Here is an 11,560-nt window from a genome sequence, read left to right on the forward strand (position 1 = left end):
TTATCGTGACTGAAGGCATCGGAGGTGACGATATGAAGGCGATATCCCCGGGCGACCGCGGCGAGCGCGAGCGAAATGCCGGTGCTTCCGCCGGTGTATTCGACGATAGTGTATCCCGGTTTCAGTCTGCCATCTTCTTCGGCGCGCGCAATCATCGCCTGCGCGGCGCGGTCTTTCATGCTGCCGGTCGGATTCTCCCATTCCAGTTTGACAGATATTTTGGCGCATCCTTCCGGAATTACTTTGCTCAATCGCACCAAGGAGGTATTCCCGATGGCGTGGAGGATATTGGAATGATTGTTCATGTTAAGTCGCTTTCATCAAATTTCAAGCGGTTTCAAAGTCTTGCCCGGAATGCCGCGACCATCCGGCTCGACTTAAATATAGTAGTGAAGGAATAAAGTCAATCTGATTTGATTGCTGAAGGAATTCACATTAATGGTAGCGGGGGCGGGATTTGAACCCGCGATCCGCCGCGGCGGATTATGAGCCGATTAAGCTGTCCAGACACCAGAAAGCACCAGACACTAACCTGTAATAATGGCAACAACTTACGGGAAACACAGTGTCTGGTGTTTTCCTTTATTTTGGGGTGTTTTGGCTGGTTTTACTTGAGAAATGTTAGAGTGGGGATTTTTTGAGCTTGGACTTATAAGACCACAAGAGCAGAATCCTGCGATACTTAGCCCTGTAAATTACTGAATTAGGTTGCCATCTACCCTGCCATAGATTTAATTAGTCCAGAACTGGTTTTGGCTTCTCTTCGTCGATTTTCTCCTAATCTATAAATCCAATTTATCCCCTAAATTACGAAGTATGGCCCGTTTTGTCTGCCCGTTAACTTGTTGCCTCATTTGTCCGCAAAGTATATCTTAACGGCTTGAAACTAACAATCGGTGACTTCAAAACCGTCTGAGGCGGGAGATTGCCAGAAGTGGCAGAGGACGATTCAAACGACATTACCCGACTGCACATCCAGCTTTCGAAAGACACCATAATTGGTCATTACCGGATCGTCGAAAAGATCGGGACTGGTGGCATGGGCGATGTCTACCTTGCCGAGGATACAGAACTCAATCGAAAAGTTGCACTCAAGTTTCTTCCCCCTCATCTATCCCAGGATGCGAACTGTCGGGCCCGATTCAGGCGGGAGGCACAAGCAGCGGCAAAGCTCAATCATCCCAATATTATCACCATTTATGAAGTGAATGAATTCCGTGGTCGGCCTTACTTCGCCATGGAATATGTGGATGGATTACCGCCCGATGAATACATCAGACAGACTGGTCCGTCGCTGGATGGCATAATCAATATTGCAATTCAAATATCTCTAGGTTTGCAGGAGGCGCATAATAACGGGATTATTCACAGAGATATTAAGCCGGGCAATATACTGATAGATAAGAATGGGCGAGCTAAGATTCTTGATTTTGGACTGGCGACTATCATTGGCGTCGGTAAAATCACCAAAACCGGTGTGACCATAGGCACCTTAAACTATATGTCGCCGGAACAGGTGAGGGGGGAGGAGTTGGACTGCAGAACTGATATATTCTCCTTGGCAGTCATGTTATATGAGATGCTCACTGGGCATTTACCCTTTCAGGGAGAGTATGAAGCGGCGGTCCTTTATTCAATCGTCAGCGAGGAACCGCCTTCCATATCCCAGTATCGGCCGGACATTGATACGGCGTTTGTCTCGGTCATAACCAAGGCGCTACAGAAAGACCGTGTCAATCGACATCAAACAGCTCAGGAACTTATAAGAGATTTACAGAATCCCCATGTCGCAGCGCCAATCATAAGATCACCGACAGTCACCCGGATTCAGGGAACGAAATCACTGGCTGTCCTATATCTGCGCAACTTGGGGAAGTCTGATGATGAATATCTTTGCTATGGATTGACGGAAGACCTGATTATTGCCATGACCCGCGTAAGATCATTGCAGGTGTCGCCAATGCGCTCCATACTTAAATGGAAAGACAGCGATGCCGAGATCGAGGAGATAGCGCTTACGCTCAATGTCGATTTGGTGCTTGATGGTTCTATACTGAAGATGGATGAAACGGTGCGCGTTTCTGCTCAGCTAATCGATATATGTAACAAACAAAATCTCTGGGCAGATCGCTGGGAAGAACCGATAAGTGATATTCCGCAAATCAGAAGGGCTTTGGTTCAGGGCGTTTATCTCGCACTAGGAATCGATTCCCCGCATCAGTTATCTGTTCGTGGTATAGCGACTGGTCTGATAAATCCACAGGCATATGAGTACTGCCTGCGAGCTAAGTATGCATTTGAACACAAACAGGATAAAGCCGATGTGGAAACAGCACTGGGGCTATATCATCGCGCTTTAGAAATAGAGCCTGCCCTGCTAAGAGCAAGAGCGGAAATCGCGCAAATTCACTTATTCAAGGGTGAGTACGCAATGGCTAGTCGTGAATTGATCGATGCTCTTGAAGAGGCCCGCTCACGTATGCTAAAGAGCGACGAGGCACATCTATTACGAATACTGGCAGCCGCCTACACCGGTCTATCACAGTGGGACAAAGCCTGGGAGGTTGGTCAAGATGCACTTGAACTGGACCGGGAATCCGCCGACTTGACCGGTGAAGCTGAAACCCTGGCCATTCTCATAAACATTCTCCAGCCGCGCGCCAGATACGATGAAGCTCTTGAGCTCTTCCAGCGTGTGCTGGAAATAAGCCGACAGCTGGGTGACCCGGAAAGGATGTCGTCGGCTCTCAAAAATATGGGCGGCATTTATTACTACAAAGGGGATTATGACCACGCCTGCGAACTTTTCATGGAAGCTTTAGCAATAGCTCGCAAACGGGAGGACCATTCACTCGAGGCAAAATGTCTTAGCAACATAGGGATTATATATATCAACACTGGCAACTTTGGAGAGGCGCTGTGTAACCTGCAGCAGGCGTTGCATATCTTTGAGCAAATTGGTTCAAACCAGGTAGCAATTGCCAACACTTCAAACAATATCGCTTTTGTATATGGCTGCCAGGGTGATTATCGCAAGGCCCTCGAACTGAATGAACGCAGTTCCGCCATACATAAAGAGCAGTCGAATCTACAGGACTATTTAATCAGTCAATGCAACATTGCTCACGACCTGTCAATTATCGGTGATTATGAGACAGCTATTTTGACCGCCACTAATGCACTGGGAGAGGCACGTACATTAGCTCTCCCGGTCGCTATCAGTACCGCGCATAATAATCTGGGAACGGCTTATTTCTGGAAAGGGGATAAGATGCGTGCTTTGCAGCACCTGCAACAGGCGGTTAAAGTGGCGGTGGAGTCGGACCTCCGCGGCAGTCAAATCAGCCCACATTCGCGCCTGGCGGAACTCTATCAGCGACACGGTTTGATCGAACTGAGTCGAAAGCACTGCCAATTGTGTGTGAATTTGATTGAGCGACAAAATCGTGGCCCAATCTGGGCGCGGGTATCGACAATTGAGACTGTCCTTAATTCAAAAGAGGGTGATTTGGATCTGATGGCCGCAAGACTGAAACGACTTGTCGAGCAGGCTTATCGTATGGGATGCCCTGAGCTTATAGTTTTCACTGAGCGCCATTTGGGCGCTTTATTGCTGACCACCGGACAAAACCGGGAAAACCATATAGAAGGCATACAGATTCTTCAGCGCGCTCTAGACATAGCGAAGGAAACTGAAATTGAACATGAAGTGCGTTGGATCACTGAGACCTTACAGGGTCGAAGCATCGATCGATAACGACTTCTTTGAGCAGACTACTTAACCGATTTTTGGTAGCGGGGGCGGGATTTGAACCCGCGACCTTCGGGTTATGAGCCCGACGAGCTACCGGACTGCTCCACCCCGCGATCAGATTTTGTCATCGCAGGTTATGAGCCCGACGAGCTACTCCGCCTTCGGCGGACTCCACCCCGCGATCAGAAGCTCAATATATGTTTCCGATATGCAATGTCAAGCCAATATTATGAGATTAAGAATCTTATGCAAATTTAATAATCTGCTGTGAATCAGAAATTGAGAACTTGCTTCAGGTAGGCTCGTCCGACTCCTGATTTCAACCATTTCTCTCGTTTCATAGCTTCACCACGAGTAGCGAATTCTTCTTTATAAACAAGCTTCCATTCTCCGCACACTTTCGTCGTCTTGCAGAGCCCCGTATTATGTTCAGCCAATCTCCGATGAATGTCAGAAGTATGACCGATATATTGTTTCCCCTCATCTGACCTAATCATATAGACAGTAAACATGGCCACTTATATAAAAGGATTAAGGTCAGTTAGTATTGAATTAGTCTCAATCTTGGCGCCCGAACTTATGAGCCCGACGAGCTACTCCGCCTTCGGCGGACTCCACCCCGCGATCAGAAGCTCAATATATGTTTCCGATATGCAATGTCAAGGCAATTGATGTTATTTTTCGGCGATATCTTCGAGGATGAAAATTCCGCCATCCAAAACAGCGGAATTATTTCTCCTGAATTTCGCTCAGCGAATTTTCCTACAATACCGGCGTGAAGCGATAGGGATAATAATGCGGCTCCCACATCGCGGCGCCGATAAGTTGCGCCAGGCGGCCATCCGGCTCTATCATCCCCAATCCTTCTTCCCGCGCCTGTTTCGCCACTGCCAGCGCCACCTGGAAAGAAACTTCGCGAATATTCTTCAAAGGGGGCAGAAGATGACCATCTGTTCGCTGCTCCTCAGTCACCATCGCCGAAATCGCCTTGCTGGCGGCGTGGAACATCATATGTGTAACGCGCGACGCCTGGCAGACGATAGCGCCAAGTCCCATGCCGGGGAAAAGATAAAGATTATTGCACTGTGAAATCTGAATCGCACGACCGCTCCGATGGTGCACCGGCGCGAAAGGACTTCCGGTCGCCACCAGCGCCCGCCCGTCGGTGATTTCCAGCGCCTCCTGCGGAATCACCTCGCAACAGGAAGTCGGATTGGAGAGGGCAAACAGAATCGGGCGCTCGCAGTTTTTTGCCAACTGCTCCAGGATTGCCCGGTTAAAGGCTCCCGCCTGGCCGGAAAGACCGATAAGAGTCGTTATTTTTCCGTACTTGACAACATCTTCCAATGGCGCCGGGCGATCTTTGGATATAGGCCAGTCGGCTATGGTTTGACGAGATTGCAGGAAATTCTTCTGATACGGTTCCGCCTTATCTCCCTCCATCAGGAGGCCATTTATATCAACCGCAAAAATTCTCAGTCGCGCTTCCTCAATACTCATCTTCCCTTCTTCCACCAGAAGGGTCACCATGGCGTTAGCGACCCCGCTGCCGGCCTGGCCGAATCCATGAATGGCGATTCGCTCCTCAGAAACGGGACGGTTCTTAATGCGGAAGGCGGTCAGGAGCGCCGCGGCGGCGGTAGCGCCGGTCCCCTGGATATCGTCATTAAAACTCAGGATTCTTTCATGGTACCGTTCGAGAAGGTCGAAGGCATGATGTTTCCCGAAATCTTCCCATTGCAACAGCGCCCGCGGGAAAACCCGCTTCACCCCCTGAATGAATCTTTCAATCACGGCATAATAGGCTTCACCGGTGAGCCTTTTCTGTCGCACCCCAATGTAAAGGGGGTCGTTCAACAAGCGTTCATTATTGGTGCCGATATCGATGCAGACCGGAAGGGTTGATGCCGGATGAATGCCGGCAGCAGCGACATAAAGAGCTATCTTTCCTACCGGAATTCCCATGCCATCCGCTCCCAAATCCCCCAGACCGAGAATCCGCTCGCCATCGGTGGCAACGATAAGCGATACATTGGGAAGCCCAATATTGCTGAGAATCTGTTCGATATGGTCAACATTGGTGGGGGTGACATAAATTCCCCGGTAGCGCCGAAGGATATGCGACATCTTCAGACAGGCTTGACCGACAGTGGGAGTATAGACGATTGGAAGCATCTCCTCCAGATGACGGAGAAGCAGCGCGTAAAAAGCGGTCTCATTTCGGTCGAGAAGCCCGATCAGGGTCACATATCGTTCCAGGTCGGTGCTCTTTGCCAGATAGTTTCCATAACTTCTGATTACCTGGTCATCCAGAGTACCAATTGATTCCGGCAATAATCCTACCAGGTCAAACTCGGAACGCTCCACACTGGTGAAGGAATGCCCCTTATTCAGCAAGGGGTCATGCAGGAGAAGATGTCCCTTGTGGGGAACGGCGTAATATATTTCATGGGTTAAAGGGTCAACCCGCATATCGAATCGTTTCATGGAATATGTAATCTCCTTCTAAGAATGCTCGCAAGTAAATCGCTATTTGAGTCTATGTCAAGGCAGTGCAGCAATATTCCACTACTGCATCCGGGTGAGTATGGTCTTGAGATGATTAACTCTCTTGGTTTCTTCGAGCTGGAGCAGGTCGAGTTTAACTGATTGTGATGCCCCCAGCGAAAACTCCAGAGGGACATCGACCGCCCGCCGCCATTTCTCTATCTCTCTCCGCTCCAGTTTCTTGCTGCTTTTGAACGTCAGTTCGGCGCGGCCGTTTTTCAATCGCATCTTTTCGATTTCCAGCGTCCAGGCAACCACGCGCGCCACCGCGGCATCAAAGAGATTGACTGCCGCCGCCGGCATCCGTCCGAAGCGGTCCTCTACATCGGAGCGTATTTCTTCAATCTCTGAAACGGAGCGGGCGCCGGCAATCTTCTGATAAACCTCCACTTTCTGCTGATTGATATTGATATAACTGTCCGGAATGATCAGGTCGAGGTCGGTTTCCAATTTCGTATCCGGGGTGCCGACAACTTTCTCCCCTTTCAGTTCCGCCACCGCTTCTTCCAGAAGTTTGGTATATAAATCAAATCCGACTTCCTCAATAAATCCTGATTGCTGCGCTCCCAGGATATTTCCGGCGCCGCGTATTTCCAGATCTTTCATCGCCAGGGCAAAACCGCTTCCCAGGTCGGCATGCGCTTCAATGGCGCGAAGCCTCTTCCTGGCATCTTCCGAAAGGAGCCGATAGGGCGGCGTTAGTAGATAGGCATAAGCCCGCACCGCCGAGCGGCCGACGCGTCCCCGCAGTTGATAGAGTTGAGCCAGTCCAAACCGGTCGGCGCGATTTATAATTATGGTATTGACGGATGGTATATCCAGCCCCGACTCAATAATTGAGGTCGATAACAGCACCTGGAATCGTTTTGCCAGAAAAGCGAGCATAACACCTTCCAGGGAGCGCTCATGCATCTGACCGTGAGCCACCGCAATTTCCACCTGGGGGACAGTTTTCTTAAGGAAACGGTACATCGCCTCGATAGTCTGCACCCGATTATGCACAAAGAAAACCTGTCCGCCCCGGTCGATTTCGCGCAGAATCGCCTCCGCGATTATCTCCGGCTCAAATTCAACTATCTGGGTGATGATAGGCAGACGGTCTTTGGGCGAGGTATTTATCAGCGACATATCGCGCGCCCCCATCAGAGACATCTGCAGCGTTCGCGGAATCGGCGTGGCGGTTAAGGCGATGGTATCGACAGTTGTTTTCAATTTGCGCAGAGTCTCTTTGTGTTTGACGCCAAACCGCTGCTCTTCATCGACTACCAGAAGCCCCAGGTCGGAAAAGCGGATATCTTTGGAGAGCAAGCGATGTGTCCCGATTACAATATCCAGTTTGCCGTCAGCCAGAAGTTCGGCAATCTTCTCCTGTTCTTTGCGATTCTTGAAGCGGGAGAGCATTTCGATGCGGACTGGGAAATCAGCCAGTCTTTGGGCGAAGGTGGCGTAATGCTGCTGCGCCAGAATAGTTGTCGGCACCAGCACCGCTACCTGCTTGCCGGCTTCGACCGCCTTGAAGGCGGCCCTTACCGCCACTTCGGTCTTGCCGTACCCCACATCTCCGCAGACCAGACGGTCCATCGGCACCGGTTTCTGCATATCGGATTTTATCGTTTCAATCGCTTTTAATTGGTCGGGGGTTTCTTCATATATGAATGATGCCTCCAGCTGTTTCATCCAGGTAGTATCGGGACCGAAAGCGTAACCGGGGCGCGATTTCCTTTCGGCATATATCTTGAGAAGGTCCGCGGCCATATCGGCAATCGCCTTTTTGGTGCGGGCTTTGATTTTTTCCCATGAGGTTCCACCCAGGGTTGTGAGTTTCGGAGCGGCATCTTTCCCGGCATACTTCCCCACCCGGTTGAATTCCTCAATCGGAACATAGAGTTTGACCCCGTCGGCATAAATCAAGAGCAGGCAGTCGCGCGGGCGGCTATCGACATTAATTGTTTTCAATCCGGCGTAGCGGGCGATTCCGAAATCAGCGTGCACCACATAATCGCCGTCAACCAGACTGGTATAATTCTGAATCGCCACACCTTCGCGGAATTTCTTGCGGCGAACTCGTCGAAAATACCGTCCAAATATCTGATGGTCGGTCAGGATGGCGATCTTATTCACCGGTGAGACAAAGCCCCCTTTGAGGAGGGCAACTTCCACCGGAAGCGACGCGGTGGATTCAATTTTGTCGGATATTAATTCCGCCAGCCGTGACGCCTGCCCCGGGTTGTCGGCGGCAATCAGATAGCTGATACTCTCTTTCTGAAATCCGGCAATAGTTGCCGCCAGCAGGTCAAAGCGGGAACCGATAGCGGGGTGCTCCCGACAATGAAAATCAAGCATCTCTTTTTGAGGATGGCGAAAGGGATACTGCACCAAGCATTGTGATTTGCCCACAGCGTCCTGGAGCGGTCCGAGGTTGTCGTAATATAGCTGCAGGGTCGGTATGGTAAGCAACCGCTCTTTCAGTCTCTCATAATGATGTGTTGCCTCCCTGGTGAGTTCCTTCACCTTATCGGTCAGAGAAATTCCCCCTTCGATATAGATTATGCGGTTGTCGGGAAGGAAATCAATCAGCGAGCCAAATTTAATCCCAAAGGAAATCGCCAGCCATTCCAGTCCCGGCAGTTCCGGGTCATTGAGATAGCGCGCCCGCAGCAGGTCGGCATCATCTTCAGGCAATCGTTCGATATATCGCTCAACCGTCTCCTGCGTTATAAGAACTTCCCGCCGCGGCAGAATCGCCACTTCATCCAGCATCTGGGCCGTTCTCTGACTGGAGACTTCAAACTGCCTGATGGTATCGATGCTATCTCCGAAGAACTCCACCCGAACAGGATGGTCGAATCCCGGCGAGAAGAAATCAACCAATCCCCCGCGGCGGGCGAAATCTCCTATCTCTTCCACCAGCGGCACCCGATTGAACCCCAGGCTTGACAACTTCTCGGCGAGGGAGTCGATATCGAGTTCATCGCCGACCCGAAGCCGCAGCGAACTTGCCCGGAAATCATCCGGGGAGATAGTCGGCTCGACCAGGGCTTCTATTGAGGCTACGACAATCCTGGCGCGGCCATCGGTAAGGGCGGCAAGGGTCGCCAGACGTTGCGCCGTGACTTCCGCCGCCGGAGAACGAAACTCATAGGGCGGCACTCCTCGCGGTGGAAAATGAAAAAGCCCGTTCCCTCCGGTAAGGAATGAGAGGTCATCATAAAGATTGAAAGCATTCTCGGCCTCCGCTGTCACCGCCAGCAGCGGCGATTCCTGCTGCTGTGTCACCCCTTGCAATAGAAACGCCGGAGATGAACCGGCCAGACCGGTCAGGGCAATCTCCCCCGGGGCACCCATGGAAAGCCGTTGTATCAATGTCCGAAACGGCTCCGCTTCGTAAAATCGAGCCGTGATATAATCCAGATAAGACTTTTTCTGCTCGGTTGTCAGACTCATAATTTCAGTTCCGCAATGACGAAAGCCCCACCCCGTAACGGGGAGGGGTATTGCCTGTTAAACAGTCGCCGGAATCTAATACGACAAATCGTTTCCGGCAATCAGTTATTCGGTAGAAACGACAGAATGATTAGGATGTTCCACCAAAGCGGTCAGTGCCCCCTCTTGACTTCTCCTTTATTTTCTCGTTACCTATCGGAACATATCTGCCAAAAGACAGGAAGAAGAAATGAATACCGATGCCTTAAAAGGATACAAAGGACGCGCCAAGGAAGTCCTCCAATCGCTCGGGGGACGAGTCTGGGCGAATGTTGTTCTTAAAACCGACGCCGGCGATTTCGAGGGAGTGATACTTCCCCGTTCAGAGACCGCCGATGGCGACCATATCGTTCTGAAACTGAAATCAGGCTACAATATCGGCATCCGCGCCGACCGGATTCAGGAGATTAAAGAGACCGGCTATAAGGAAGCGGTCTATAAGATTCCGGAAAAAGAATTTCCGGTCAGCCCCAATAAACCGAGCGTTACTCTTTTAGGTACCGGCGGCACTATCGCCTCCCGTCTCGATTACCGCACCGGCGCGGTCATCCCGGCCTTTACGCCCGGCGAACTTTATGGCGCGGTACCGGAACTGGCCGATATCTGCAATCTCGAGACCCTGAAACTGTTTGGCGTTTTTTCCGAAAATATGGGACCGGAGCAGTATAAGGCGCTCGCCATCGAGATAGGCCGTCAGATTGAAAAAGGAGTCGATGGAATAGTGATCGGCCATGGCACCGATACCATGCATCATACTTCCGCTATTTTATCTTTCATGGTCCAGAATTCGCCCGTTCCTATTGTCATGGTCGGCTCGCAGCGCTCCTCCGACCGCCCCTCCTCCGATGCCGCTTTCAATCTCCGTTGCGCTACATACACCGCCGGTCATTCCGACATTGCCGAAATCATGGTCTGCATGTTTGGGCCTACCTCCGATGAGTATAATCTTCTCCATCGCGGCACCCGTGTTCGTAAGATGCATTCTTCCTATCGCTCCACTTTCCGCACCATTGGCGATATCCCGATTGCCGCGGTCACTCCCGAACTGGTTACCCCTATCAAGTCCGATTACAAGCGCCGCCGTAACGACCGCCGGGTCGATATCAAGCCGGTATTCGAAGAGATGGTTTCGATTGTCTATTATTACCCCAATATGCGCCCCGATATAATCGAGTCGTTGATTGATAACGGCTATAAAGGGATTGTCATCGCCGGCACCGGTTTGGGGCATGTCAATAAACCGCTCTACCCGGCGTTAAAACGTGCCCATGAGAAAGGGATTGCGATTTATATGACGGTGCAAACCCTCTGGGGGTATGTCCAGATGTATGTTTACGATACCGGTCGTGATATGATGGAACTGGGGGTAATTCCGGCGGAGAATATGTTGCCCGAAGTGGCGTATGTGAAACTGGGCTGGGTTCTGGCGCAGACAACCGAGCCAAAGAAAGTCCGGGAGATGATGCTATCGCCGATAGCCGGCGAAATTACGGAGCGGGAGCCATTTGACGGGTACCTGATTCTGCAGGGGGGGCTCCCCGAAGTCGAAAAATTCATAGGCCAGTACCATAGATGATTTTCCCGTCATTCCGAGTCGGAGGCTTTGTCAGCCGATGGCGGGTCAAAGCAATCTCTAGGTAGGTCGGGTTTGAGCTTCCCCCGAAAGAGTGGACACTGAAATAAGGTCTGATGTATATTTGATTTTAAGGAGGTGTTCACGATGTTGGAGAAGCGTCGTCAGTATGACGGGGATTTTAAGGTTTCTGCGGTTCGCCT

General features: G+C 51.0%; 6 protein-coding genes and 1 tRNA gene. 2 read left to right on the forward strand and 5 right to left on the reverse strand.

The genetic code is table 11. From position 1 onward, the window contains the following. A partial coding sequence (locus AB1690_13890; GenBank protein MEW6016399.1) for a pyridoxal-phosphate dependent enzyme occupies positions 1–305 on the reverse strand: 305 nt, incomplete at its 3' end. Between the two features lie 629 nt (positions 306–934). On the opposite strand from AB1690_13890, the gene AB1690_13895 reads away from it, so the two are divergent. Continuing rightward, positions 935–3,757 (forward strand): tetratricopeptide repeat protein, encoded by a 2,823-nt coding sequence (locus tag AB1690_13895; GenBank protein ID MEW6016400.1) that lies wholly within the window; start codon positions 935–937, stop codon positions 3,755–3,757. Between the two features lie 33 nt (positions 3,758–3,790). On the opposite strand, the gene AB1690_13900 is transcribed toward AB1690_13895, so the two are convergent. From AB1690_13900 to mfd, 4 genes are all read right to left on the reverse strand, one after another. Continuing rightward, positions 3,791–3,867: transfer RNA gene (locus AB1690_13900), tRNA-Met, on the reverse strand. Between the two features lie 159 nt (positions 3,868–4,026). Continuing rightward, positions 4,027–4,266, reverse strand: coding sequence for a GIY-YIG nuclease family protein (locus AB1690_13905; GenBank protein ID MEW6016401.1), 240 nt, complete (start codon positions 4,264–4,266; stop codon positions 4,027–4,029). A gap of 250 nt (positions 4,267–4,516) precedes the next feature. Continuing rightward, entirely contained in the window at positions 4,517–6,241 is a 1,725-nt protein-coding gene (locus AB1690_13910) for an NAD-dependent malic enzyme (GenBank protein ID MEW6016402.1), read from the reverse strand. An 81-nt stretch (positions 6,242–6,322) separates the two neighbouring features. Beyond that, on the reverse strand, positions 6,323–9,745 hold the full coding sequence (gene mfd / locus AB1690_13915; protein ID MEW6016403.1) for a transcription-repair coupling factor: 3,423 nt from the start codon (positions 9,743–9,745) through the stop codon (positions 6,323–6,325). Between the two features lie 229 nt (positions 9,746–9,974). Between mfd and gatD the strand changes: the two genes are divergently transcribed. Continuing rightward, the gene (gene gatD, locus AB1690_13920; protein ID MEW6016404.1) at positions 9,975–11,360 is read left to right on the forward strand and encodes a Glu-tRNA(Gln) amidotransferase subunit GatD; all 1,386 of its coding nucleotides are present in this window, start codon (positions 9,975–9,977) and stop codon (positions 11,358–11,360) included. Positions 11,361–11,560 lie beyond the last annotated feature (200 nt).

The sequence above is a fragment of the Candidatus Zixiibacteriota bacterium genome (assembly GCA_040753495.1).
Taxonomy (GTDB): Bacteria; Zixibacteria; MSB-5A5; order GN15; family PGXB01; genus DYGG01.